General features: G+C 71.0%; 21 protein-coding genes and 2 tRNA genes. 17 read left to right on the forward strand and 6 right to left on the reverse strand.

All coding sequences use genetic code 11. From position 1 onward, the window contains the following. Positions 1-187 precede the first annotated feature (187 nt). Positions 188-1,600 carry an amino acid permease gene (locus ABZ261_RS08400; RefSeq protein WP_356856629.1) on the reverse strand — a complete coding sequence of 471 codons (1,413 nt, stop codon included), beginning with the start codon at positions 1,598-1,600 and terminating at the stop codon, positions 188-190. A gap of 214 nt (positions 1,601-1,814) precedes the next feature. On the opposite strand from ABZ261_RS08400, the gene ABZ261_RS08405 reads away from it, so the two are divergent. Both ABZ261_RS08405 and ABZ261_RS08410 read left to right on the forward strand, forming a co-directional pair. Next, positions 1,815-2,303, forward strand: a complete 489-nt coding sequence (locus tag ABZ261_RS08405; RefSeq protein WP_356856631.1) for a ribose-5-phosphate isomerase — start codon at positions 1,815-1,817, stop codon at positions 2,301-2,303. Positions 2,304-2,367: 64 nt separating this feature from the next. Then, complete coding sequence (locus tag ABZ261_RS08410) at positions 2,368-3,177, forward strand: DNA-formamidopyrimidine glycosylase family protein (RefSeq protein WP_356856633.1); 810 nt, start codon at positions 2,368-2,370, stop codon at positions 3,175-3,177. A 174-nt stretch (positions 3,178-3,351) separates the two neighbouring features. Here the strand turns inward: ABZ261_RS08410 and ABZ261_RS08415 are convergent, their stop codons facing one another. After that, positions 3,352-4,593 carry a GNAT family N-acetyltransferase gene (locus ABZ261_RS08415; RefSeq protein WP_356856635.1) on the reverse strand — a complete coding sequence of 414 codons (1,242 nt, stop codon included), beginning with the start codon at positions 4,591-4,593 and terminating at the stop codon, positions 3,352-3,354. Between the two features lie 184 nt (positions 4,594-4,777). On the opposite strand from ABZ261_RS08415, the gene ABZ261_RS08420 reads away from it, so the two are divergent. Then, positions 4,778-5,950, forward strand: coding sequence for a PP2C family protein-serine/threonine phosphatase (locus tag ABZ261_RS08420; protein ID WP_356856637.1), 1,173 nt, complete (start codon positions 4,778-4,780; stop codon positions 5,948-5,950). Between the two features lie 3 nt (positions 5,951-5,953). Here the strand turns inward: ABZ261_RS08420 and ABZ261_RS08425 are convergent, their stop codons facing one another. Continuing rightward, a complete protein-coding gene (locus ABZ261_RS08425) occupies positions 5,954-6,625 on the reverse strand; it encodes a GNAT family N-acetyltransferase (RefSeq protein ID WP_356856639.1) in 672 nt (223 codons plus the stop codon). A 105-nt stretch (positions 6,626-6,730) separates the two neighbouring features. Between ABZ261_RS08425 and ABZ261_RS08430 the strand changes: the two genes are divergently transcribed. Continuing rightward, positions 6,731-7,198 (forward strand): HD domain-containing protein, encoded by a 468-nt coding sequence (locus ABZ261_RS08430; protein ID WP_356856641.1) that lies wholly within the window; start codon positions 6,731-6,733, stop codon positions 7,196-7,198. On the opposite strand, the gene ABZ261_RS08435 is transcribed toward ABZ261_RS08430, so the two are convergent. After that, positions 7,188-8,366: an acyltransferase family protein gene (locus ABZ261_RS08435; protein WP_356856643.1), complete on the reverse strand. Its 1,179-nt coding sequence runs from the start codon at positions 8,364-8,366 to the stop codon at positions 7,188-7,190. The genes ABZ261_RS08430 and ABZ261_RS08435 overlap by 11 nt on opposite strands. A 440-nt stretch (positions 8,367-8,806) precedes the next feature. Between ABZ261_RS08435 and ABZ261_RS08440 the strand changes: the two genes are divergently transcribed. Further along, complete coding sequence (locus tag ABZ261_RS08440; RefSeq protein WP_356856645.1) at positions 8,807-9,001, forward strand: hypothetical protein; 195 nt, start codon at positions 8,807-8,809, stop codon at positions 8,999-9,001. 1,277 nt (positions 9,002-10,278) lie between these two features. Here ABZ261_RS08440 and ABZ261_RS08445 read toward each other — a convergent pair. Next, positions 10,279-10,349 (reverse strand) — tRNA-Gly (locus tag ABZ261_RS08445). A gap of 158 nt (positions 10,350-10,507) precedes the next feature. Between ABZ261_RS08445 and ABZ261_RS08450 the strand changes: the two genes are divergently transcribed. The 5 genes from ABZ261_RS08450 to clpX all read left to right on the forward strand — a co-directional run bounded on the left by ABZ261_RS08450 (position 10,508) and on the right by clpX (position 15,191). Then, positions 10,508-10,584: transfer RNA gene (locus tag ABZ261_RS08450), tRNA-Pro, on the forward strand. A 180-nt stretch (positions 10,585-10,764) separates the two neighbouring features. Further along, positions 10,765-12,132, forward strand: a complete 1,368-nt coding sequence (gene tig, locus ABZ261_RS08455; protein WP_356856647.1) for a trigger factor — start codon at positions 10,765-10,767, stop codon at positions 12,130-12,132. Between the two features lie 263 nt (positions 12,133-12,395). Beyond that, positions 12,396-13,001, forward strand: a complete 606-nt coding sequence (locus ABZ261_RS08460; protein ID WP_356856705.1) for an ATP-dependent Clp protease proteolytic subunit — start codon at positions 12,396-12,398, stop codon at positions 12,999-13,001. A 69-nt stretch (positions 13,002-13,070) separates the two neighbouring features. Continuing rightward, positions 13,071-13,736, forward strand: coding sequence for an ATP-dependent Clp protease proteolytic subunit (locus ABZ261_RS08465; RefSeq protein WP_030648613.1), 666 nt, complete (start codon positions 13,071-13,073; stop codon positions 13,734-13,736). Positions 13,737-13,904: 168 nt separating this feature from the next. Next, positions 13,905-15,191, forward strand: a complete 1,287-nt coding sequence (gene clpX / locus ABZ261_RS08470; protein WP_014672712.1) for an ATP-dependent Clp protease ATP-binding subunit ClpX — start codon at positions 13,905-13,907, stop codon at positions 15,189-15,191. Positions 15,192-15,262: 71 nt separating this feature from the next. Here the strand turns inward: clpX and ABZ261_RS08475 are convergent, their stop codons facing one another. Next, complete coding sequence (locus ABZ261_RS08475) at positions 15,263-16,186, reverse strand: hypothetical protein (protein ID WP_356856650.1); 924 nt, start codon at positions 16,184-16,186, stop codon at positions 15,263-15,265. Between the two features lie 137 nt (positions 16,187-16,323). On the opposite strand from ABZ261_RS08475, the gene ABZ261_RS08480 reads away from it, so the two are divergent. The 7 genes from ABZ261_RS08480 (at position 16,324) to mreD (ending at position 24,590) form a co-directional block, all read left to right on the forward strand. Next, a complete protein-coding gene (locus ABZ261_RS08480) occupies positions 16,324-18,948 on the forward strand; it encodes a valine--tRNA ligase (protein ID WP_356856652.1) in 2,625 nt (874 codons plus the stop codon). Between the two features lie 191 nt (positions 18,949-19,139). Further along, positions 19,140-20,654 carry a folylpolyglutamate synthase/dihydrofolate synthase family protein gene (locus ABZ261_RS08485; RefSeq protein WP_356856654.1) on the forward strand — a complete coding sequence of 505 codons (1,515 nt, stop codon included), beginning with the start codon at positions 19,140-19,142 and terminating at the stop codon, positions 20,652-20,654. A gap of 7 nt (positions 20,655-20,661) precedes the next feature. Then, positions 20,662-21,024: a DUF4233 domain-containing protein gene (locus ABZ261_RS08490; protein ID WP_356856656.1), complete on the forward strand. Its 363-nt coding sequence runs from the start codon at positions 20,662-20,664 to the stop codon at positions 21,022-21,024. A 65-nt stretch (positions 21,025-21,089) separates the two neighbouring features. Then, entirely contained in the window at positions 21,090-21,503 is a 414-nt protein-coding gene (gene ndk, locus ABZ261_RS08495; protein ID WP_356856658.1) for a nucleoside-diphosphate kinase, read from the forward strand. A gap of 276 nt (positions 21,504-21,779) precedes the next feature. Continuing rightward, positions 21,780-22,799 (forward strand): rod shape-determining protein, encoded by a 1,020-nt coding sequence (locus tag ABZ261_RS08500; protein ID WP_014672705.1) that lies wholly within the window; start codon positions 21,780-21,782, stop codon positions 22,797-22,799. Positions 22,800-22,963: 164 nt separating this feature from the next. Further along, complete coding sequence (gene mreC, locus ABZ261_RS08505; RefSeq protein WP_356856660.1) at positions 22,964-23,902, forward strand: rod shape-determining protein MreC; 939 nt, start codon at positions 22,964-22,966, stop codon at positions 23,900-23,902. Between the two features lie 10 nt (positions 23,903-23,912). Then, complete coding sequence (gene mreD / locus ABZ261_RS08510; protein ID WP_356856662.1) at positions 23,913-24,590, forward strand: rod shape-determining protein MreD; 678 nt, start codon at positions 23,913-23,915, stop codon at positions 24,588-24,590. The last annotated feature ends 96 nt before the right edge of the window (positions 24,591-24,686 follow it).

A 24,686-nucleotide genomic window follows, 5' to 3' on the forward strand; every position in this document is an offset into this window, starting at 1 on the left:
GGAACGGCGTACGTCCGAGGCGCTGACAGGCGCCGTGTCCGGCGGCATCGCCGCGCCCCGCCCGTCGGGGGCGAGTTGCCCGGAGTGTGGGCTGCCACCCGGGCCGGTGGCGCAGGGAGAACGCGGACGGCCGCACGGCCCGACGGGAGTCGTCGGGCCGTGCGGCCGTGCGGGGACCGGAACCGGATCAGCCGACGGACACCTTGTCGGCCGGCGCCTCGACGGCGGCCCGGCCCGCGGCGAGCCGCTCCTTGACCACGGCGATGCCCAGGACGATCGCCGCGACCAGCAGCGACAGCAGCACGGTCTCCCGGCCGTCGTGCTCGGTGTCGAAGAGCATGTACACCAGGACGCCCACGATCATCGCGGCCGTGGCCCAGGTGAGGTACGGGTACAGCCACATCTTCACGATGAGCTTCTCCGGCGCCTCCCGCTGCATGATCTTCCGCATCCGCAGCTGCGAGAAGCAGATCACCAGCCACACGAACAGGGCCACCGCTCCCGAGGAGTTCACCAGGAAGAGGAAGATCTTGTCCGGCGACAGGTAGTTGAAGAAGACGGCGACGAAGCCGAACACCACCGACGCGAGGATCGCCGCCATCGGCACGCCCCGGCTGTTGACCCGCGCGAACGCCTTGGGCGCGTCGCCCCGCTCGCCGAGCGAGAAGGCCATGCGGGAGGCGGTGTAGAGGCCGGAGTTCAGACAGGACAGCACCGAGGTCAGCACGATGAAGTTCATGATCTGACCGGCGTGCGCGATGCCCAGCGAGTTCAGGGCGGCGACGTAGGAGCCGTCCTTCGCGATGGACGGGTCGTTCCACGGCAGCAGCGAGACCACCACGAGGATCGAGCCGAGGTAGAAGACGCCGATCCGCCAGATGATGCTGTTGGTGGACTTGGTGACCGCCCGCTGCGGGTCCTCGGACTCGCCGGCCGCCAGGGTCGCGATCTCGCTGCCCATGAAGGAGAAGACGACCAGCAGCACGCCGGTGAGGATCGCCCCCGGACCGTGCGGCAGGAAACCGCCGTGCGAGGTGAGGTTGCCGAAGGACGCCTTCTCGGCGTCGACGCCCGGCAGCACGCCGAACACGGCGAGCAGGCCGACGACGATGAACGCGCCGATCGCCACGACCTTGATCCCGGCGAACCAGAACTCGAACTCGCCGTAGGAGCCGACGGAGACCAAGTTGGTCGCGGTCAGCACGATCATCACGATGAGTGCCCAGCCCCACTGCGGGACGGCCGGGATCCACCCTTCGAGAATCTTGGCGCCGGCGGTCGCCTCGACGGCGAGCACGACGACCCAGAAGAACCAGTAGAGCCAGCCGATCGAGAACCCGGCCCAGCGGCCCAGCGCGCGGTCGGCGTGCGCGGAGAAGGAGCCGGAGGTCGGGTTGGCCGCGGACATCTCGCCCAGCATGCGCATCACCAGCACGACGAGCGTGCCGACGAGGGCGTAGGACAGGAGGATGCCGGGTCCCGCGGTGGCGATACCGGAGCTGGAGCCGACGAAGAGGCCGGCTCCGATGACGCCACCGATCGCGATCATCGACAGGTGGCGGTTTTTCAGTCCTGCTTGGAGGCCCGAACCAGGGGTCATGGACGGATTTCCTTTGCGCCAGGTGGAGCTGCCCGTACGAGCGGTGTACGAGTCGGTCCAGTGAATCCGAGGCGAACGAATTCAGAAACCTCTGAATCCGGATTGTTACTTGAGGTTTGCTTGGGCTTCTATGGTGTGCCTCACATTTTTTCGGCCGGTTCGTCCCGGGACACCCGGGGCTGCTGCCCCGGAGGGCGCGTGTCACACTCGTGGCATGCGCGTGTATCTCGGCTCCGACCATGCGGGCTACGAACTCAAGAACCACCTCGTCGAGTGGCTGAAGGCCGCCGGCCACGAGCCCGTCGACTGCGGGCCGCACGTCTACGACGCCCAGGACGACTACCCGCCGTTCTGCCTGCGTGCCGCGGAGCGTACCGCCGCCGACCAGGGCTCTTGCGGCATCGTCATCGGCGGGTCCGGCAACGGGGAGCAGATCGCCGCGAACAAGGTGAAGGGCGTGCGCGCCGCGCTGGCCTGGAGCGAGGAGACGGCGGCGCTCGGCCGCCAGCACAACGACGCCAACGTGGTGGCCGTGGGCGCGCGCATGCACAGCACCGAGGAGGCGACCAAGTTCGTCGAGGTCTTCCTCAACACCCCCTTCTCCGGTGACGAGCGTCACATCCGCCGGATCGGCATGCTGTCGGCGTACGAGACCACCGGCGACCTCCCGCCGGTGCCGGCCCACCACCCGCAGCAGGACTGAGGCCCCCGAGGGGACCGGTGCCGGACCGGACCCCCTCCCGGGGAGCCGGAAGGAACAGGACACCGTGCCAGAGGGGCACACCATTCACCGGCTGGCGCACGAGTACGCCACCCGCTTCTCCGGCACGGCCCTGCGCGTCACCAGCCCCCAGGGCAAGTTCTCCGACGCCGCCGCCCTCCTGGACGGCACCGAGCTGACCGCCACGGAAGCCCACGGCAAGCACCTCTTCCTGCGCTTCCGGGACGCCGACTGGGTCCACATCCACCTCGGTCTGTTCGGCAAGGTCGGCTTCGGCGACGCCCCCGCGCCCCCGCCGGCCGACACCGTCCGGCTCCGGCTCGCGCACGACACCGCGTACGTCGACCTGCGCGGCCCCACCACCTGCGCCCTGATCACGGACGCCGAGAAGGACGCGGTCCACGCCCGGCTCGGCCCCGACCCGCTGCGCGAGGACGCCGACCCGGGCGTGGCGTACCGGAAGATCTCCCGCAGCCGCACGAGCGTCGCCGCGCTGCTCATGGACCAGACGGTCGTCGCCGGCGTGGGCAACGTCTACCGCGCCGAGGTCCTCTTCCGGCACGGCATCGACCCCTACCGCGCGGGGAGGGACATCACCCCGGCCGAGTGGGACGCCCTGTGGGCCGACCTGGTGGAGCTGATGCGGCAGGGCGTGCGGAACAACCGGATCGACACCGTCCGCCCGGAGCACACCCCGGAGGCGATGGGCCGCCCGCCCCGCGTGGACGACCACGGCGGCGAGGTGTACGTCTACCGCCGCGCGAACCAGCCCTGCCTCGTCTGCGGCGACGGCATCCGCACCGCCGGTCTCGCCGCCCGCAACCTGTTCTGGTGCCCCGGCTGCCAGCGCACATGAGCGGCGCGGCCGGCAGGCGCCGCACCCCACGGCCGGCCCGATCCGGACGACGGGCCTCATCCCGAGTGATCCGGACGACGGGCCCGCGGCCGGACCGATCCCAACCACGGCCCGCGGCCGGACCGATCCGGAATCCGAGCGGCGGCCCGCAGCCGGAGTGATCCGGGCGACGGCCTAGAAACCGTGGGGGAGCCACGGCGCCACCGGTGAGCCGAACGCCACCGATGCCTCCGTCAGCGCTCCCGGCCGCGTCTCCCGCACCCGCCCGGCCGCCGCCAGCGACAGCAGGGTCACCCCGCCGAGATACGCCGAACCCAGCTCCCGCACGGACAGCGCCAGGTCGGCCGCGTCGGTCGTCCGCGCGCAGGACGCGCCCTTGGCGTCGCCGGTCAGCCGCCAGCGTCCGGCGTTCCAGGGGCAGAAGGCGTCCTCGACCTCGAACACGACGTCCACCGGCGTCTGGTAGGTGCGGGCGGCCAGCGCCGCGCCGACGTCCACGAGCCGCACATAGGCGTCGTCCCGCAGCCGCGGCCGGCAGCGGCGGGGGTCGGAGACCAGGTGCGGCCAGGCGTCGTCCACCGGCCGCGACTCCACCGACACGGTCGTCATCAGGTCGATGCCGAACAGGAACCGCCACAGCGCGGCCTCGGTCGCGGGATCGAGCGCGGCCAGGTCCTTGAGGTGCACGGTGCCGTCCGCGCCGCTGACGCTCCAGCCGGTCCGGGTGCGGAAGCGGGCGTATCCGCTGACCGCGCCGTCCAGTTCGGCGACCACGCACTGCAGCGCCGACCCGCCGTCGCGCCGGCTCACCGGGTCGAGCAGACCGGCCCGCTCCCAGCCGGGCTGCCGGACCAGCATGCCGGGCCGCCGCGGCACCAGGGCCGCGTACACCCTCTCGCACGCGTCGAGGACGTCGGCGGGCTCCGCGTACCGCAGCCGCACCTCCTCGGCGCGGGCGGGCAGCGCCGCCGTCACCCGGGCGGTGTCGATCTCGCCGCTGAGCCGGAAGGTCGCGGCGCCGTATCCGAAGCGGCCGTATATGGCCGGTTCCGACGCGGTGAGCACGGCGACCGGCTCGCCCAGCGCCCGCACCTCGTCCAGTTGCCGGCGCATCATCGAGGTCAGCACCCCGCGCCGCCGGTGGGTGGCCACCACGCTCACCAGCGTCACCCCGGCCGCCGGGACCGCGGCCCCGCCCGGCACGGTCATCCGGAAGCTGAAGGCCCCCGCCGTGCCGACGATCGCGTCCCCGTCCCGGGCGACCAGGGACCGGTCGAACTCGGTGACGGAACGGTCGAGTTCCCGCTGCTCGGCCGGCGCCGGAGCGGCGCCGAAGGCCCGGTAGAGAGTGTCGTACCACCGGTCCCACTCGTCCTCGCGCAGCACCGTCAGCTCGACCCCGTGATCAGTCCCCATGGGCCATGCCTATCAAGGCGATGGGGGGTGAGCCAGTCAATTTCCCCCGGGCGGCGGCGCGATGGCCCCGCGTGCCGTTCACTGTGAGGACGACGCCGGCCGGCGGCGAAGCGGAGTCCCGCACGGGGGACAAGTGGGACCTCCCGTGTCATGCGGCCGGTCCGATGGATAGGGTCCCGAACTGATGGCAGCAGGACGACAGCGGCGCTCGAAGGCCGAGACGCTCACGGCCCGGTGGCGGAAGCAGTGGCACCGGGTCCGCGTCGGCCTGCGCAAAAGCGCCGTGGACTATTTCCGAGGCGACGGCTCGGACTGGGTCGCCTTCGCCGGGCTGCTGCTGACCGTCCCCGTCCTCGCGGCCATGACCCTGATCGACGCGGTGTGGTGCTCGCCGGCCACCCTGGTGCTGCCCATCGTCGCGGGCGGCCTGCTGCTGCGCCCGGCCAGCCTGCTCGGCCTGTACGCGGCGGCGGCCACCGCGCTCATCGTGGAGTCGGTGCGGCTCGGCCCGTACACCGAAGGCCCCTCCCGCGTCACCCCCGGCATCGTCCTGGTGGTCGCCGCGTGCGGCTTCTTCGGGCTGCTGACCGCGCAGTTCCGCAGCCGGGTGGGCGTGCCCTGGCGGCGCGGCGGCACCATGCTGTTCGACCTGCGCGAGCGGATCCGGGTGCAGAGCAAGCTGCCGAGGCTGCCGCAGGGCTGGCACCACGAGATGGCGCTGCGCCCGGCGGGCGGCCAGTCCTTCTCCGGCGACTTCGTCGTCGCGGCCCGGACCAACGGCGGCCGGACGCTGGAGGTCGTCCTGACGGACGTGTCCGGCAAGGGCATGGACGCGGGTTCCCGCGCCCTGCTGCTGTCCGGCGCCTTCGGCGGCCTCCTCGGCTCCCTGCCCCCGCACTCCTTCCTCCCGGCCGCCAACGGCTACCTCCTGCGCCAGGAATGGGAGGAGGGCTTCGCCACCTCCATCCACCTGGTCCTGGACCTCGACTCGGGGGACTACGAGCTGTACTCCGCCGGGCATCCGCCGGGCCTCCAGCTCAGCGCGGGCAGCGGACGCTGGGAGGAGAAGGCGGCCGAGGGGCCGCTGCTCGGGGTGTACGACGGAGCGCAGTTCGACCCGGTGAAGGGCTCGCTGCGCCCCGGGGACGTGCTGATGCTGTTCACGGACGGGCTGGTGGAGACCTCCGACCGGGACATCGTGGAGGGCATCGACCGCCTCACCGGCGAGGCGGACCGCTATGTCGCCGGCGGTTTCCACGGCGCCGCCTGGCATCTCATCGAGGCGGTCGCGAAGGACGTCAACGACGACCGGGCGCTGCTGCTGATCTGCCGCGAGTCCTCGGCGAACGCCCGCTGAGGGCTACGCCCCGCCGTCCGGCGCGACCCGCGTCGCGCCGGTCAGCGGGGCCAGCACCCGCCAGCCCGCCGACTCGTACAGCGCCCGCCCGTCCGGTGTCGCGGCCAGCACGGCCGCCGTGGACCCGGCACGGGCGGCGGTGTCCGCGAGCGTCCGCAGCAGCACCCGCCCGATGCCCCGGCGCCGGTGGGCCGGGTGGGTCTCCACCTGGTCGACGACCGCACTCCGGCCGGTGACGGCGACCTGGGCGCGGGCGGCGAAGGACCCGTCGGCGGCCCGCACCACGGCCCGGGTGACCCCGCCCCGGGTCCAGCCGGTCAGCCGGTATCCGCGGGCGAGGGACCCGGGCGCGGCCGCGGGCCCGTCCAGCGGGACGGACATGAGGAAGCCCGGTCCGCCGGCGAGCGCCCAGCCGGGCGCCAGCCAGGCCTGGAGGGTCTCCGGAGGCACGAAGGTCTTGAGCCAGACACCGGGTGCGGCGGTGTTCTCGGTGATCTTGCGTACGGTCGTCTCGTCCGCGGCGGGCAGGACGTGCCGCGCCACCTCCCTGGGCAGCGGCAGCCCCACGTCGACGGTGAACCCCCAGGGCTCGACGGCCGGTTCGGCCGCGCCACGGGAGAGGGCCCAGCCGCGGACCCAGGCCCGTACGGCGTCGTCGGTGGTGGCGAAGGGCATGGCTCCTCCTGGCGCAGAGGCGGGCATGTAACAGCCGTACGCAGATCACGGTCATTACAGCACAGGAGTCGCACGCGGGCGGGCGGGCCGGTGGACACTGGGGGGATGACGCATCTGACGCTCGCCGAGGTCGAGGCCCTCGCGTGCACCGCCCACCGGGGGCAGACCGACAAGGCGGGCCGGCCGTACGCCGAGCACCTCGCCGCCGTGGCCGAGGGCGTGCGCGCCCGCGGCGGCGACGCGGAACAGATCGCTGCGGCCTGGCTGCACGACTCCGTGGAGGACGGCGTGCTCAGCGCCGAGCGGCTGGAGGCGGCGGCGCTGACCCCGCGCACGAAGGCCATCGTGCGCGCCCTCACCAAGCGGCCGGGGGAGCCGCCGCAGGCGTACGCGCGCCGCATCCTCGCCACCCCGGGCGCGCGGCTGGTCAAGGAGGCCGACCTGGCGCACAACGCCGACCCGGACCGCCTCGCGGTCCTGGACGGGCCGACCCGGGAACGGCTGACCGAGAAGTACGCCCGGATGCGCGCACTTCTCGGTCGTGACCCGGAAACGGAACCGGCTACACGCTGACCGTCTCCCGCTGCTTGTGCCGCTCACGTGCCAGCGCGGCCGCGTCCTGCTTGAACGCCCACTCCATCTTCGGCTCCATCGCGAAGCGGAAGACGCGCTGCACCGGCTTGGTGCACAGCAGCGTGACGGCGGCGGCCGCGAGGACGGTGACGACGAGGGCGCCGGCGGCGCCGTGCCGCTCGGCGACGTCGAACCAGCCCGCGTAGAGGCAGCTCTTGACCACGAAGCCGTGCAGCAGATAGCCGTACAGCGTTCCCGCGCCGAGCGCGGTGAACCACGTCCGGCGGCTCGGCACCCAGGCCAGGAAGCAGGCGGTCAGCAGCAGCGCGCAGCCGAACATGGCCAGCGTCATCAGCGGCCCGGTCCACCAGGGCGCACCGATGTCCTGGGCGGAGTCCTGCCGGTAGAACCATGTGCCGTCCACGCGGGGCACGGTCCACCAGCCGACGGCCAGCGCCGCCGCGAACACCGGTACCGACAGGATCCGCACCCGGCGTCGCCGTATCAGCGCGAAGTGCTCGGGCTTCAGCAGCAGTCCGAGGACGAAGCAGGGCAGGAACTGCAGGACGCGGCCGAAGTCCAGGTTCTCGTCGATGCCCGGGGTGACCGAGCCGGCCATGGCGAGCCCGAGGGCGAGGGGCAGCGGCCAGCGCACGAGCTTCCACACGGGCGTGGTCAGCCGCCAGACGAACAGCGCGCACAGGAACCACGTCAGGTAGTACGGGGTGGCCAGGCTGATCGGGTCGGGGGCCTGGCCGGCGTAGCGCCGGAACAGCGAATAGGCGGTCTGGAACAGCAGGTAGGGCACCGCGATGCCGGTGATCAGCCGCTTCAGTCGGTCCGGGCGCATGTCGAAACTGCGCGAGAAGTAGCCGGAGATGACGATGAACGCCGGCATGTGGAAGGTGTACACGACGTTGTACAGGGTCTCCAGGACCCGGTTGTCGCTCTTGAGCGGCGACCAGGAGTGCCCCAGTGCGACCAGCACGATCGCCAGGTACTTGGCGTTGTCGAAGAACGCGTCCCGCCGTCCGTCCGGTCTCCCGGCCCGGGGGCGCGCCTCCTGGGTGCTGGTCGGGGTACGCGGACCGGGCACTGCGTCCACCGGCGGCTGCGCCGGCGGGAGCGGTCTGCGGTTGCGGCCGTGGGACGGGGCGGCGTCGAACATCTGAGGCACCCTAGCGTCGGCTGCGGGATTCCGTAAAACCCGAGCTGTTATTCCTGCTTATCGCCCTCGGATACCCCGTAGTTCATGGAACTCGACCTGGTTGATCGCGTGACGATGGGCACACGCAAGCCGTCCGTTCGCCCCAGATGTACCGATCAATCCCGACTAATTCGGGCATACAGCACCTCGGTGTCATCTATTTCGACGTGCCGGCCAGTCAATGTGTGGGTGCTGAAACGAAGTTCTCGGAATTCGTGCGGATTCAGTGGCCGCGTGTTCCGCCGTATTCGTGAGCGACGCGCCGTGCGCGCGAGCGTCCTGCCGACGTTGTGTCACGTTCCGCATATGACGGCCGGGTTGGTGGCACGATGGTTCTGGCGGGGGTGCGCGGGCCGTACCTCCGGGCCGGGAGAGCGGACCGACCGAGGGTGGGATCAGTTGTGGCCATTTCACTGTCCGTGGTGCTGCTGTTGGCGATCATCCTGGTGGTGCTGATCCGAGGGGGGAACATCAAGGCCGGCCCGGCCATCGTCGCCATCCTCTTCGGCTTCTTCCTCGCCTCCACCGGCATGGCGCCCGCCATCAACCGCTTCCTGAACTCGATAGCGGAGTCCATCAACTCCATCAGGTTCTGACCGCCGGCCCGACCCGCGGCGGCGCCGGGACGCGTCCGCGCCGCCACGAACATCCTCCCGCGGCCCCTCCCGAGCGGCCGGCGTCTTCCGCGGCGACCGCGGAGAGTCGTCGAACGATCGCCGAACGAGTGCCGGCGCATGGCTGAGGACCGGCTCACCCCCGCCCGAACCCGGCGGTCACCTCACCCGTGTGGGTGAAGGCGGCCCCATGTGGTGCTGCCGCCGAACGGGAGCCCGGGCGGCGACGGCGACCCGGGCGAACCCGCCGTGCTGACGACCGGCGCGCGCGGCCGGTCCTGACGCGGAGCCTCCCGCGCGTCCACCCGCCGCACGTCGCCGTCCCGCCCGGCTCCGTCGCGTGCGGCGGCGGGCCGCACGGCCGGTCCGCCCGGACGGGCCGGAGGGGCCACCGCGGGTCGCGGTACCGGGAAGCCGGACGCCCTCGGTGCGGCAGAAGGCCCAGGGGGAGGGAGACACCCCGGCGCCGTCCGGCCTGCGTCGGGTCGCGGTCATGTCGCATGGTCCGTGATCGTGCTGCAACCTGATAGACGTGACGGACCGCGATGCGAGGCATCCCTCGCGGGATGGGCGACGGCGTGGCGACCCGGGACGGTCGCGCCTGTTGTGGGTCGGTGCCGTCCTCATGTGTGTCAGCGTTGCTCTGCTCGCTGTGGTCGTCTTCGGCGACCTGGGCGCTCAGGAGCCGGGCGGCTCCGCGTCGTCGTCCGCCAGGCCGACCGGTGGTCACGCGACCCCTTCGGCCTCGCCGTCCGCCTCGCCGAGCGAGGGGGAGAGCACCGCAAGCGAGGGACCTCCCACGCCCACGGAGCCGACCGAGGGGGCGAGTGACACCGTGGAGGAGCCCCCCGGAGCCTCCCCGCCCGGTGACACCGCCGGCGACAGCCCTGGTCCGAAGCCGCCGTCCCCCGCCACGACTGTGACCGTCACGCAGACCGTCCGGTCCGGCGGTGACGGCGGGACATCCGCCGGCACGTCGGGAAGCGACGTCCCGGCCATCATCACCTCGGTCGCGGGGCTCATCACCGCCGCGGTGGGCGCTGCATCGTTCGCCGTGGGCATGAGGAAGCCCCAGTAGCTGCCCAGCGGGTCATGGAAAGGCCGCATCATGCATCCGCCGCGACGCCACCCGCGGTCGGCGACGGCACCGGGAACACCCCGGCGTCCCGGACCGGGGCACGGAGGGCTGACCGCCCCCCGGTGCGGCAGAAGGCCCAGGGAGAGGGAAACACCCTCTCACCTGGGCCTTCGGCGTACGGAGCGGGCGACGGGAATCGAACCCGCGTAGCTAGTTTGGAAGACTAGGGCTCTACCATTGAGCTACGCCCGCAGCACTGCGCCGCAGGTCGGCGACCGCGGCACTGGAGGCATCGTAGCGGGTCGCCCGCCGCCGAGGCCAACGAAGCGGACCACGCGGACACCCGCGCCGCCCCCGACAAAGCGGCCGACGCGACCGGCCGCGGCATGTACCCTACGTGTCGCACCAGACGGGGTGTGGCGCAGCTTGGTAGCGCGTCCGCTTTGGGAGCGGAAGGCCGTGGGTTCAAATCCCGCCACCCCGACCACCAGCTCATGACGTCGTGGGGCTCGTCCTTTTGGGGCGCTGACCGGCTGCGGTTACTATGCAAGCTGCGCGCCCGTGTGTCCTGGCCCCCACGGCCTACGAACTCCTCCGGGCGGCGAAATCGGCCGGGCCTGTCAGGCTCCGGCAGAACCCGAGAAGTCAGCCACAAGGAGACCGAACCGTGAAGAGCGCCGTGGAGACCCTGAACCCGACTCGGGTTCGGCTCACTGTCGAGGTGCCCTTCGAGGAGCTCAAGGACAGCCTCGACGCGGCGTACAAGAAGATCAACCAGCAGGTCACGGTGAAGGGCTTCCGCAAGGGCAAGGTCCCCGCCCGTGTCATCGACCAGCGGTTCGGCCGCGGTGCGGTGCTGGAGGAGGCCGTCAACGACGCGCTGCCCAAGTTCTACACCGAGGCGGTCAACGAGGCCGAGCTGAGCCCGCTGGGCCAGCCCGAGGTCGACATCACGGAGCTGAAGGACGGCGAGACGCTGAACTTCACCGCCGAGGTCGACGTCCGCCCGGCCCTGGAGATCCCGGACTACTCCGGCATCGAGGTCGAGGTCGACGCCGTCGAGGTCACCGACGAGGACGTGGAGAAGTCGGTCGAGCAGCTGCGCGAGCGCTTCGCCTCCACCTCCCCGGTCGAGCGTGCCGCCGAGGACGGCGACGTCGTCACCATCGACCTGCAGGCCAAGGTCGACGGCGAGGTCCTGGAGGACGGCATCGCCAACGGCGTCTCGTACACCATCGGCTCCGGCGAGCTGCTGGACGGCATCGACGACGCCGTCAAGGGCCTGTCCGCCGGCGAGGAGGCCACCTTCACCTCGGAGCTGAAGGGCGGTTCCGCCGCGGGCAAGGAGGCCGAGGTCACCGTCAAGGTCACCCAGGTCGCCAAGCGTGAACTGCCCGAGCTGGACGACGAGTTCGCGCAGCTCGCCTCCGAGTTCGACACGCTGGAGGAGCTGAGGGCCGACAGCCGCAAGCGCCTCACCGACATGAAGCGGTTCGACCAGGCCACGCAGGCCCAGGAGCGCGTCCTGGAGAAGCTGCTGGAGCTGGTGGAGGTCCCGGTCCCCGAGAAGCTCCTCGAGGACGAGATCAACACCCGCAAGCACAACCTGGAGCACCACCAGCTCGGCCAGATGGGCCTCACCCTCGACAAGTACCTGGAGATCCAGGGCAAGACCGCCGAGGAGTTCGAGACCGAGACCCGTGAGGCCGCGGTCAAGGGCATCAAGACCCAGTTCGTCCTCGACGAGCTGGTCAAGAAGGAGAACCTCAACGTCAACCAGGAGGAGCTCACCGAGCACCTCATGCGGCGTGCGGCCTCCTCCGGCATGTCCCCCGACCAGTTCGCCCAGGCCGTCGTCGAGGGCGGCCAGGTGCCGCTCCTGGTCGGCGAGGTCGCCCGGGGCAAGGCCCTGGCCGTCGTGGTCGAGGCCGCCACGGTGAAGGACAGCAACGGCGAGGTCGTCGACCTGGACGACGACGAGGAGGAGACCGCGGCCGAGGCCACGGAGACCTCCGAGGAGCAGACCGAGGCCTGATCGGGCCGAGGCGCCTGCGAGGCACGTACGACGGGCCCCGGGGACTTTCCCCGGGGCCCGTTCGTCACCGTGCGCCGCACCCGGCGGCTACGCCCCCGGCGAACACCCGCATCTCCGGGATTCCCCGGAGGGACCTGAGCGTTAGGGTCCTTGAATACGGGGGCAGGGGAGTCTCCTGAAGCCCCCCGCCAAGCCTCCGGCAGGACGACGTGAGACGGCCCGGCGCCGTCGTAAGACGAGCAGGTGGATACGTGACGAATCTGATGCCCTCCGCCGCCGGCGAGCCTTCCATCGGTGGTGGCCTCGGTGACCAGGTCTACAACCGGCTGCTCAACGAGCGGATCATCTTCCTCGGCCAGCAGGTCGACGACGACATCGCCAACAAGATCACCGCTCAGCTGCTGCTCCTGGCCGCCGACCCGGACAAGGACATCTACCTCTACATCAACAGCCCCGGCGGCTCGGTGACGGCCGGCATGGCGATCTACGACACCATGCAGTACATCCCGAACGACGTGGTCACCATCGCGATGGGCATGGCCGCCTCGATGGGCCAGTTCCTGCTGACCGGCGGCACCGCCGGCAAGCGCTTCGCGCTGCCGCACGCGGACATCATGATGCACCAGGGCTCCGCGGGCCTCGGCGGCACGGTCTCGGACATCAAGATCCAGGCCGAGTACCTGATGCGCACCAAGAAGCGCATGTCCGAGCTGACCGCGTTCCACTCCGGCCAGTCGGTCGAGACGATCATCCGCGACGGCGACCGCGACCGCTGGTTCACCCCGGAAGAGGCCAAGGAGTACGGTCTCATCGACGAGATCATCACGCACGCCTCGGGTGTTCCGGGCGGCGGCGGCACCGGCGCCTGACCGGCCCGGACACGCCACGCACCGCCGAGACCCAAGCCCCCAGAACGCCACCAGGACGGTGAACACCCCATGAGCAACTTCCCCGGCGCCGCCAGCGGCATGTACGAAGGGCCCCGCCCCGACAGCCGCTACGTCATCCCGCGCTTCGTCGAGCGCACCTCCCAGGGCATCCGCGAGTACGACCCGTACGCGAAGCTCTTCGAGGAGCGTGTGATCTTCCTGGGCGTCCAGATCGACGACGCCTCCGCCAACGACGTCATGGCGCAGCTGCTGTGCCTGGAGTCGATGGACCCGGACCGGGACATCTCGATCTACATCAACAGCCCCGGCGGCGACATGACCGCCCTGACGGCGATCTACGACACGATGCAGTTCGTGAAGCCGGACATCCAGACGGTCTGCATGGGCCAGGCGGCCTCCGCCGCCGCCATCCTGCTCGCCGCCGGCACCCCCGGCAAGCGCATGGCGCTGCCGAACTCGCGCGTGCTGATCCACCAGCCGGCGGGCTCCACCGGCCGCGGCCAGCTGTCCGACCTGGAGATCATCGCCAACGAGTTCACCCGGATGCGCGAGCAGCTGGAGAACATGCTGGCCAAGCACTCCAACCGGCCGATCGAGCAGGTCCGCGAGGACATCGAGCGCGACAAGATCCTCACGGCCGAGGAGGCGCTGGAGTACGGCCTGGTCGACCAGATCATCTCCACCCGCAAGCTGAACAACAGCGCGGTCCGCTGACGCGGAACGACGCGGTCTTTGCCCCTCTTGGCACGGTGCACGCCGAAGTGAACCCTGCCAAGGGGGGCCCGAACACCGGGCCCGGCAAGGTACCGTCGGACATAAGGCAGCACCAGGAGCCGCTGGACCCCGTGTCCAGGCGTCTCCCAGGCGAAGGGGAAGCACACCGTGGCACGCATCGGTGACGGCGGCGATCTGCTCAAGTGCTCGTTCTGCGGCAAGAGCCAGAAGCAGGTCAAGAAGCTCATCGCAGGGCCCGGTGTGTACATCTGCGACGAGTGCATCGATCTCTGCAACGAGATCATCGAGGAGGAGCTCGCCGAGACGAGCGAGGTGCGCTGGGAGGAACTGCCCAAGCCCCGCGAGATCTACGAGTTCCTCGAGGGCTACGTGGTCGGCCAGGAGGCCGCCAAGAAGGCCCTCTCCGTCGCGGTGTACAACCACTACAAGCGGGTCCAGGCGGGAGAGAACGGCGGCGCGAGCGGCCGTGACGACGCCATCGAGCTGGCGAAGTCCAACATCCTGCTGCTCGGCCCCACGGGCTCCGGCAAGACGCTCCTCGCGCAGACCCTGGCGCGCATGCTGAACGTCCCGTTCGCGATCGCCGACGCGACGGCGCTGACCGAGGCCGGGTACGTGGGCGAGGACGTGGAGAACATCCTCCTGAAGCTCATCCAGGCGGCCGACTACGACGTCAAGAAGGCCGAGACGGGGATCATCTACATCGACGAGATCGACAAGGTCGCCCGCAAGAGCGAGAACCCGTCGATCACGCGCGACGTCAGCGGCGAGGGCGTGCAGCAGGCCCTGCTGAAGATCCTGGAGGGCACCACGGCCTCGGTCCCGCCCCAGGGCGGCCGCAAGCACCCCCACCAGGAATTCATCCAGATCGACACGACGAACGTGCTGTTCATCGTGGGCGGCGCCTTCGCCGGCCTGGAGAAGATCATCGAAGCGCGGGCGGGTGCGAAGGGCATCGGCTTCGGCGCCACGATCCTCTCCAAGCGCGAGCTGGAGGCCAAGGACGTCTTCGAGGACGTCATGCCGGAGGACCTGGTCAAGTTCGGCATGATCCCCGAGTTCATCGGCCGTCTCCCGGTGATCACGAGCGTCCACAACCTCGACCGCGAGGCCCTGCTGAAGATTCTGGTGGAGCCCCGCAACGCGCTCGTCAAGCAGTACCAGCGCCTGTTCGAACTCGACGGCGTGGAGCTGGACTTCGAGCGCGAGGCGCTGGAGGCCATCGCCGACCAGGCCATCCTCCGCCAGACCGGCGCCCGCGGCCTGCGCGCCATCATGGAGGAGGTCCTCCAGGGCGTGATGTACGAGGTCCCGTCCCGCAAGGACGTCGCCCGCGTCGTCATCACCGCCGACGTGGTCCTCTCCAACGTCAACCCCACCCTCATCCCCCGCGACGCCCGCGGCCGCGGCTCGGGCGAGCAGAAGACGGCGTAGCCGCACCCGCGCACGTGAACGGAGGGGCCCCGGTCAGCCGACCGGGGCCCCTCCGTCCTGCTCGCTGGGCGTCAGGCCTTGACGCGGACCTCCTTGCGGAACCTGGCGGTGAGCGCCGCGTCGGCCGCCGTGTCGCTGCTCCTGCCCGCCGCGAGGTTGGCGATGTCCATCGGCATCACGAACCCGAGGGTGCTGTGGTCGCCCCAGATGCAGAACGAGAGCGTCACGTCCTTCGGCCCGCCGGAGGCGGCGCCCGTGGGCGCCGTGGCCTGCTGGCACTTCAGGACCGCGCCGTCGAGCCCGTCCGGCGTGTAGGCCTTCGGCTCGCCCTTCAGGGCGACGTCCTTGCCGCTGTCCTTCTCGGCCTCGCTCTTCATGTACGCGAACATCGCGTCGACGGCCTTCTCGGGGTCGTCGATCGTGCCGTACACACCGCCGAACTGGATCATCTTCTTGCTCAGCGGGTTGTTCGCGTCACCGGACTCGTACTGCGCGCTGACGTCCTTCGGATCGTGCACGCCCCACTTCTCGGCGTCCTTCAGATCCTCCTCCGTCATCGTGTCGCTCTTGCCGTTGTGCTTCTTGTACTCGGTCAGCACCGTCGCCGGAGTGGTCAGCTTGTGCGGGCCGTCGTCCGCTGCGCCGGTGCCGCCCCCGACGGCGAAGTACACGCCCACCGCCACGGCGGCCACCACGGCCACCGCGCCGATGATCAGACCGGTCTTCTTCTTCCCCCCGCCCGGCTGCGGCGCCTGCGGCATGCCGTACGGCTGCTGCTGGCCGTAGGGGTTCGGCTGCTGGCCGTACGGGCCCGGCTGCTGCGGTGCGCCCTGCTGGGGGTGGCCGTAGCCCGGCTGCGGCGCCGGAGGGGCCTGCTGGGGGTAGCCGTAGCCGGGCTGCGGAGCCTGCGGCTGCTGGCCGTAGGGACCCGGCTGGCCGTACGGACCCGGCTGCTGCGGCGGCTGGCCGTACGGGCCCGGCTGGTTGTTGCTCATTCCTGCGTTCCCCTCCGGAAGCTTATGTGTTCCTGACATCCTGGCCCAGGCCAGGCGGGCACACGGCACCGGGGGCCGCACCGTTACAGAACAAACGCGTTTCGGGACCACCCCGTGACCCCTCTAAACTGAGCCCCGTGACCGAGAACGCTCAGCAGCAGCCAACAGCGCCCGACACCGAACTGCCGACCCAGTACGCGCCGGCCGACGTAGAGGGGCCGCTGTACGAGCGCTGGGTGGAGCGGGGCTACTTCGAGGCGGACGCGAAGAGCGACAAGCCGCCGTACACGATCGTCATCCCGCCGCCGAACGTCACGGGCAGCCTGCACCTCGGGCACGCCTTCGAGCACACCCTCATCGACGCCCTCACCCGCCGCAAGCGCATGCAGGGCCACGAGACGCTGTGGCAGCCCGGCATGGACCACGCCGGCATCGCCACGCAGAACGTCGTCGAGCGCGAGCTCGGCAAGGAGGGCAAGTCCCGCCACGACCTGGGCCGCGAGGCCTTCGTGGAGCGCGTCTGGCGGTGGAAGGCCGAGTCCGGCGGCCAGATCAGCGGCCAGATGCGCCGCCTGGGCGACGGCGTCGCCTGGTCGCGCGAGCGCTTCACCATGGACGAGGGCCTGTCCCGGGCCGTCCAGACCATCTTCAAGAAGCTCTACGACGACGAGCTGATCTACCGCGCCGAGCGCATCATCAACTGGTGCCCGCGCTGTCTGACGGCCATCTCGGACATCGAGGTCGAGTACCAGGACGACGACGGCGAGCTGGTCTCGATGCGCTACGGCGACGGGGACGAGTCGATCGTCGTCGCCACCACCCGCGCCGAGACGATGCTCGGCGACACCGCCGTCGCCGTCCACCCCGACGACGAGCGCTACCGGCACCTCGTCGGCAAGCTCGTCAAGCTGCCGCTCACCGACCGCTCCATCCCGGTCGTCGCGGACGAGCACGTCGATCCGGAGTTCGGCACCGGCGCCGTCAAGGTCACCCCGGCCCACGACCCGAACGACTTCGAGATCGGCCAGCGGCACGGCCTGCCGTCCCTCACCGTGATGGACGAGCACGCCGTCATCACGGCCCACGGCCCCTTCCAGGGCCTGGACCGGCTGGAGGCCCGCTCGGCGATCGTCGCAGCGCTGCGCGCCGAGGGCCGGATCGTCGCCGAGAAGCGGCCCTACGTCCACTCCGTCGGCCACTGCTCGCGCTGCAAGACCACCATCGAGCCGCGCCTGTCCATGCAGTGGTGGGTCAAGGTCGGCCCGCTGGCGAAGGCGGCCGGCGACGCCGTCCGCGACGGCCGCGTCACGATCCACCCGCAGGAGATGGAGAAGCGGTACTTCGACTGGGTCGACAACCTCCACGACTGGTGCATCTCGCGCCAGCTGTGGTGGGGTCACCGCATCCCGGTCTGGTACGGCCCGAACGGCGAGGTCGTCTGCGTCGGCCCCGACGAGGAGCCGCCGACCGGCGAGGGCTGGCACCAGGACACCGACGTCCTCGACACCTGGTTCTCCTCCGGCCTGTGGCCGTTCTCCACGCTCGGCTGGCCCGAGCAGACCGAGTCGCTCGCGAAGTTCTACCCGAACTCCGTCCTGGTCACCGGCTACGACATCCTGTTCTTCTGGGTCGCCCGGATGATGATGTTCGGCCTGTACGCGATGGACGGCACCCCGCCGTTCCGCACCATCGCCCTGCACGGCATGGTCCGCGACCAGTTCGGCAAGAAGATGTCGAAGTCCTTCGGCAACGCGGTCAACCCGCTGGACTGGATGGACAAGTACGGCTCCGACGCCCTGCGCTTCACCCTGGCCCGCGGCGCCAACCCGGGCGTCGACGTGCCGATCGGCGAGGACTGGGTCCAGGGCTCCCGCAACTTCGCGAACAAGATCTGGAACGCCACCCGTTTCGCGCTGATGAACGGCGCGACGGTCCAGGGCCCGCTGCCGGAGCCGTCGAAGATGTCCGCCACGGACCGCTGGATCCTGTCGCGGCTGAACTCGGTCGTGGCCGAAGTCGACGCCTACTACGACGACTTCCAGTTCGCCAAGCTCTCCGACGCCCTCTTCCACTTCGCGTGGGACGAGGTCTTCGACTGGTACGTCGAGCTGTCCAAGACGGTCTTCCAGGCGGGCGGCGAGCCGGCCGAGGTCAGCAAGCGGGTCCTCGGCGAGGTCCTGGACGTCACGCTCAGGCTGCTGCACCCGGTCGTCCCGTTCGTCACCGAGACGCTCTGGACCACCCTCACGGGCGGCGAGTCGGTCGTCGTCGCCGAGTGGCCGAAGGACAGCGGCTTCCGGGACGCCGACGCCGAGCGCGAGATCGAGACCCTCCAGTCCGTCATCACCGAGGTCCGCCGCTTCCGCGCCGACCAGGGCCTGCAGCCCGGCCAGCGGGTCCCGGCCCGGCTGACCCTGGACGGCACCGCCCTCGCCCCGCACGAGGCCGCCATCCGCCAGCTGCTGCGCCTGCAGCCGGAGGGCGACTCCTTCACGGCCACGGCGACCCTGCCGGTGGCCGGCGCCGAGGTCGCCCTGGACCTGTCCGGCACCATCGACGTCGCCGCCGAGCGCAAGCGCCTCGCGAAGGACCTGGCCGCGGCGGAGAAGGAGAAGGCCCAGGCCACGGCCAAGCTCGGCAACGAGGCGTTCCTGGCGAAGGCCCCGGAGAACGTGGTGGAGAAGATCCGCACCCGCCTGGCCAAGGCGGAGCAGGACATCACCCGCATCCAGTCCCAGCTGGACCGGCTGCCGCAGGCGTAGGCGCCCGCACACCGCCGGCGGCCCCGGCGCCCCTGACGAGGGCGCCGGGGCCGCCGCACGTCCGCCGAGCGGCGCCGAGGAGAGCGCGCGAGGCGGTCCACGGCCCCGCCCGCCGTCCCCGCCGCCGCCGTCCGCAGGCGCACCGAGGCCACCCGCACCCTTCGCCGGTCCCGCTCCGTAGACTGGGCGTCGTGAGCGAAGCGCCAGGCACCAGTGACACCCCCGACCCCCTCGACGTCTTCGACGACCTGATCGCGGAGGAGACCCACCGCGACCCCGACCTCGCGGTCATCGAGGCCGGCAGCCGCACCCTGCGCACCCAGGGCGGCCCGCCGCAGGCCGACGTGCCCGCGCGCCCGGAGGACCCGGAGGTCGACAAAGCCCTGCGCGAGGTCGAGGCGGAGCTGGCCACCCGCTGGGGCGAGACCAAGCTGGAGCCCTCGGTCAGCAGGATCGCCGCGCTGATGGACGTGCTGGGCGAGCCCCAGCGGTCGTACCCCTCGATCCACATCACGGGCACCAACGGCAAGACCTCCACCGCCCGCATGATCGAGGCCCTGCTCGGCGCCTTCGAGCTGCGCACCGGCCGCTACACCAGCCCGCACGTGCAGTCGATCACCGAGCGGATCAGCCTGGACGGCGCCCCGATCCCGGCCGAGCGGTTCATCGAGACGTACCGGGACGTCAAGCCGTACGTGGAGATGGTCGACTCCTCGCAGGAGTACCGGCTGTCCTTCTTCGAGGTGCTCACCGGCATGGCCTACGCGGCCTTCGCGGACGCCCCGGTGGACGTGGCCGTCGTCGAGGTCGGCATGGGCGGCTCCTGGGACGCCACCAACGTGATCGACGGCGACGTCGCCGTCGTCACGCCCATCGACCTGGACCACACCGACCGGCTCGGCGAGACGCCCGCGCAGATCGCCGGCGAGAAGAGCGGCATCATCAAGCAGGACGCGACCGTCATCCTGGCCCAGCAGCCGGTGGACGCGGCGCAGGTGCTGCTGAAGAAGGCCGTGGACGTCGACGCCACCGTGGCCCGCGAGGGCCTGGAGTTCGGGGTGGTCTCCCGGCGGGTCGCCGTCGGCGGGCAGCTGCTCACCCTGCGCGGCCTCGGCGGCGAGTACCCCGAGGTGTACCTGCCGCTGCACGGCGCCCACCAGGCGCACAACGCGGCCGTCGCGCTCGCCGCCGTGGAGGCGTTCTTCGGCGTGGGCGCGCAGCGCGCGGAGCCGCTGGACGTGGACACCGTCCGCAAGGCGTTCGCGGCCGTGTCCTCGCCGGGCCGCCTGGAGGTCGTGCGGCGCTCCCCGACGGTCGTGCTGGACGCCGCGCACAACCCGGCGGGCGCCGAGGCCACCGCGGAGGCGGTGCGCGAGGCGTTCGACTTCACCCGGCTGATCGGCGTCGTCGGCGCCAGCGCCGACAAGAACGTGCGCGGGCTGCTGGAGGCGTTCGAGCCGATCTTCGCCGAGGTCGTCGTCACCCAGAACACCAGCTCCCGCGCCATGGACGCGGACGAGCTGGCCGCGATCGCCGTCGAGGTGTTCGGCGACGAGCGGGTGCAGGTCGAGCCGCGGCTGCCGGACGCCCTGGAGGCCGCGATCACGCTGGCCGAGGAGGAGGGCGAGTTCGCGGGCGGCGGCGTGCTGGTCACCGGTTCCGTCATCACGGTCGGCGAGGCCCGGCTGCTGCTGGGGAAGGGCTGAGAGCCCCATGCGTACGCTCTGTGCATCGACCCTGATCGGCGAGTTCTTCATCATCGGCTTCGCCGGGCTCGTCGCCATGAAGGACCCGGACCTGTCCACCTCGACCGTGTGGCTGGTCAGCGGCATCGCCATGCTGCTGTGCGTGCTGCTGTGCGGGATGGTGACCCGGCCCGGCGGGGTGGCCCTCGGCTGGGCCCTGCAGCTCGCCCTGATCGCCTCCGGTGTCTTCGTGCCGACCATGTATTTCATGGGCGCGGTCTTCGCGGCGCTGTGGTGGGCCTCGGTGCACTTCGGGAGGAAGGTGGACGAGGCGAAGGCGCGTTTCGCGGCCCAGGCCCAGTCCTCCTCCTCAACGCCTGACGCTGCGTGACGGGCGCCACGAAACGCCCTGTAACCTCGTCCCACCGCACCCGTACCTCGCGTAAGGAGCCCTCCGTGAGCCAGCGCACCCTCGTCCTCCTCAAGCCCGACGCTGTCCGTCGCGGCCTGACCGGCGAGATCATCAGCCGCATCGAGCGCAAGGCCGGCTGGCAGATCACCGCGCTGGAACTGCGCACCCTGGACCGGGCCACGCTGGAGCAGCACTACGCCGAGCACGTGGGCAAGCCGTTCTACGAGCCGCTGGTCGAGTTCATGTCCTCGGGGCCGGTCGTCGTGCTGATCGTGGAGGGCGAGCGGGTAGTCGAGGGCGTGCGCGCGCTGGCCGGCCCGACCGACCCGATCGCCGCCCCGCCCGGCTCGATCCGGGGCGACTACGGTGTGATCGTCCGCGAGAACCTGATCCACGCCTCGGACTCCGAGGAGTCCGCCGAGCGCGAGGTGAAGATCTTCTTCCCGGGCCGCGCGTAACGCCCGCGGGGCGCCGCGTCACAGGGTCCGGGGGGGGCGTCCCCGGACCCCGGTCCCTCCTGCCGCGAGTACCGGCGATCGAGGGAACGGACGTCCCCGAACGCCCGTCTCCACAAGCGGGGCGGCACGCCATCTGGTGACAATGGCGGAGACCCTCGCACCGTGATCGTGCAGGCGCGTTTACGATGGAAGCCTTCACGTCACAGCACCCGCCTCGCCTACCTGACATGCCCTCAAAAGCTCAGGAAGGCCAGATGAATCCGGATGGGGAACTCAATGTCGTTCATCGGCCGTGACATGGCTGTCGACCTCGGGACCGCCAACACGCTGGTGTACGTCAGGGGTCGCGGGATCGTACTGAACGAGCCGTCCGTCGTGGCGATCAACACCAACACCGGTGGGATCCTCGCGGTCGGCGCCGAAGCGAAGAAGATGATCGGCCGGACGCCGGGCAACATCGTGGCCGTCCGCCCGCTGAAGGACGGCGTGATCGCCGACTTCGAGATCACCGAGCGGATGCTCCGCTACTTCATCCTGAAGATCCACAAGCGGCGGTACCTGGCCCGGCCGCGGGTCGTCGTCTGCGTGCCCTCGGGCATCACGGGCGTCGAGCGCCGCGCGGTCATCGAGGCGTCCTCCCAGGCCGGCGCCCGCCAGGTGCACATCATCGAGGAACCCATGGCCGCGGCCATCGGCTCCGGCCTGCCGGTCCACGAGGCCACCGGCAACATGGTGGTGGACATCGGCGGCGGCACCACGGAGGTCGCGGTCATCTCGCTCGGCGGCATCGTCACCGCCCAGTCCATCCGCGTCGCCGGCGACGAACTGGACAACGCGATCATCCAGTACATCAAGAAGGAGTACAGCCTTCTGCTGGGCGAGCGCACGGCGGAACAGATCAAGATCACGATCGGTTCGGCGTACGACCTGGACACCGACGAGCACACCGAGGTCCGCGGCCGGGACCTGGTGTCCGGACTGCCGAAGACCGTCGTCATCTCCGCCGCCGAGGTCCGCAAGGCCATCGAGGAACCGGTCAACGCGATCGTCGACGCGGTCAAGACGACCCTCGACAAGTGCCCGCCGGAGCTGTCCGGCGACATCATGGACCGCGGCATCGTCCTCACCGGCGGCGGCGCGCTGCTGCGCGGGCTCGACGAGCGGCTGCGCAGGGAGACCGGCATGCCGATCCACATCGCCGAGGACCCGCTGGACAGCGTCGCGCTCGGCTCCGGCAAGTGCGTCGAGGAGTTCGAGGCGCTCCAGCAGGTCCTGGACGCCCAGCCGCGCAGATGACGTAACGCTTCGATTCCGCCGTACGAGACGTTCCCCTCTCGTGCGGCGGATCGTTGATATCGAGGCATAAGCTCCCCGAACAGACCTTGCGGATCCGCGCCGCTGACCGGCGTCCTCCCTGGGTCCCCCGATTCCTACTTGAGGAAGGGCACGGCACGCCGCACGTGAGGGACACGAAAGAGAGCCGGCTGCTCCTGGTCCTGCTGGTCGCCATCGCGTTCGCGCTGATCACGGTGGACATCCGCGGAGGACGGAACTCCCCGGTCGACGGTGCCCGGCAGGCCGCCGCCGCGGTGTTCGGCCCGGTCGAGAACGGGCTGTCCTCCGCGGTCGACCCGGTCGGCAACGCCGTCTCGGCGATCCGTGACTCCGGCAGCCGGCACGACCGGCTCGCCGCGCTGGAGAAGGAGAACGCCGCCCTCAAGGCGAAGCTCGGCAGCGACGACCGCAACCGCAGCCGCCTGGCGCAGCTCGACAAGCTGCTGAAGATCGCCGGCGAGGGCCAGTACGGCATCAAGGGCGCCCAGGTCATCGCCATCGGCTCGGCCCAGGGCTTCTCCTGGACCATCACCATCGACGCCGGCGCCGACGACGGCATCCGGCGCGACATGACCGTCCTCAACGGCGACGGCCTGGTCGGCCGGGTCACCACCGTCGGCCCCAGCACCTCCACCGTGCTGCTCGCCAACGACCCCGACTTCACCGTCGGCACCCGCATGGAGGGCAGCGACGAACTCGGCTTCGCCTCCGGGCAGGGCGACCGCCCGCTGCGCGTGGAGCTGCTCAACGGCAAGGCGGAGGTGAAGAAGGGCGACCGGCTCGTCACGTTCGGCTCGCAGGCCGACAAGCCGTTCGTGCCGGGCGTCCCGGTCGGCGTGGTCTCCCGCGTCGACCCCTCCGGCGGCGGCCTCACCCGCACCCTGTACGTGACCCCGTACGTCGGCTTCACCAAGCTCGACGTCGTCGGCGTGGTCGTCGAGGGCCCGAAGAAGGACCCGCGGGACACCGTCCTGCCGGACCGGCAGAAGCCGCGCCCGACGCCGACCGTGACCGTCACGGTCACCCCGTCCGCCGGCGCTCCCGTCACCGACCAGCAGCAGTAGGAGCCGTCCCATGCGTGTCAACCGGATCCTGCTCTCCAGCGCGCTGATCCTCGTGGCCCTGGTGATCCAGGTGAGCGTCCTCGCCCGGCTGCACCTGCCGGGCGCCGTGCCCGACCTGCTGCTGCTCACCGTCCTCGGCCTGGCCATGGTGTACGGCCACGTCGGCGGCGCCCTCGTCGGCTTCGGCGCCGGCCTGCTCGCCGACCTCGCCCCGCCCGCCGACCACGCGGCCGGCCGCTACGCCCTCGTGCTCTGCGTCATCGGCTACTTCGCCGGGCTGATCCGGCCCGAGAACGGCCGGCTGAAGTCGGCCACCGGCCCGATGGCCGTCGTGGTCGCCGCCGCCGTCGGCTCCACCCTCCTGTACGCCGGAGTGGGCGCCCTGGTCGGCGACACCGCCGCCCGCCACGTCGGCCTGCCCGGACTGCTGTTCTCGGCCGCCCTGTACGACCTGCTGCTCGCCCCGTTCGTCGTCCCCGCGGTGATGTGGCTGGCCCGGCGCTGCGAGAACGACCCGCTCGACGAGACCGGTCCCGCAGCCAAGGCCGGCGACATCTCCTCCGGCTGGCTCTCCTCCGGCACCGGCCTGCGCGTCGGCGACTCGCGCAGCGGCCTCGGCGCCCTCAAGGCCAGGGCCCGCACCCGCTCCGCCCGGGTCGGCCGCATCAAGGGGGTCAAGCGGCTGTGAGCGGCGGGAAGTTCACCCGAACGGGTCGGCACTCCCGGAACGCGGGTCCACCGTCCGGCCGTTCATCATCCGTACGCGCCCAGGCGGTGCGCACGC

It is taken from the genome of Streptomyces sp. NPDC006193 (genome assembly GCF_040613915.1).
Taxonomy (GTDB): Bacteria; Actinomycetota; Actinomycetes; order Streptomycetales; family Streptomycetaceae; genus Streptomyces.